Source organism: Ruminococcus sp. N15.MGS-57, assembly GCF_000980385.1.
Lineage (GTDB): Bacteria > Bacillota > Clostridia > Oscillospirales > Ruminococcaceae > Hominimerdicola > Hominimerdicola aceti.
On sequence record NZ_LARF01000121.1, the window covers coordinates 1 to 875 of the forward strand.

The window sequence follows — 875 nt, forward strand, 5'->3', positions numbered from 1 at the left end:
AAATGTCCGAGAATTGTTACAAGGACAAATATATTTATCATTTTACAGCTTTTTTATGTGTACTGCAATTTTATAAAAGAAAGGACAGCAGTATCATCAAATTGCTGTCCTTGCGGTTTATTATAGCTGGTAGTGTATAAGCGTGGGTTCATCATATTTGGTGTGGTATCTTTAACTATGGGAAACTCCTGTTTCCCACCTTGCCACAGCCTGCCGTGTTACGCCCAATTTTTCTGCCAGCATTTCCTGGGTCATGCCTTTTTCTTTCCGGGCGGATGCAATTTTCTCTCCCAATGTCATGGTGCTATCCCCCTTTCTTTGGGGCCAGCATAGCACAGCTGTACTACTATTTTCAAGCAACTTTGTATCACTTTTCTGCCACTTTTCCGCAATAAGCAGTTTCATTCCCCGCAAAGCAGCATAAAAAATCCCCCACAGTACCCTTTCCGTTCGCAGTTGCCCGTGCGGAGAATGCTGTGGGGGATGTTATGTTTTATTGTCAGGCTAAGCTTATCAGATATAAAAAGTCTTACTTTTCAGCGTGGTCGTAAGCGCTGCCCTCGGCATCGCGGATTTCCTCGGCGCGAGCCAGCTCTTCTTCAACCTCCGGCAAACCGGTTCCGGCGGGGATCAGCTTACCGATGATGACGTTTTCCTTCAGACCGGCCAGCGGGTCAACCTTGCCCTTGATGGCGGCTTCGGTCAGAACGCGGGTGGTTTCCTGGAAGGATGCAGCGGACAGGAAGCTGTCGGTTGCCAGGCTGGACTTGGTGATACCAAGCAGGATCTGACTGGCCTGGACCAGCTTCAGGTCGGTTTCGCCTGCATCAATGCGTTCCTGAATCTTCTCGTTCTCGATCATCACATCGCGGCGG

The 875-nt window shown here is 48.9% G+C and carries 2 protein-coding genes; both read right to left on the reverse strand.

Features of this window, described 5'->3' with window-relative positions:
* Nucleotides 1–171: 171 nt before the first annotated feature.
* Complete coding sequence (locus WS40_RS10805) at nt 172–405, reverse strand: helix-turn-helix transcriptional regulator (protein ID WP_325208545.1); 234 nt, start codon at nt 403–405, stop codon at nt 172–174.
* 124 nt (nt 406–529) lie between these two features.
* Nucleotides 530–875 (reverse strand): hypothetical protein (locus WS40_RS10810; protein ID WP_325208546.1); only part of this gene is annotated, 346 nt, incomplete at its 5' end.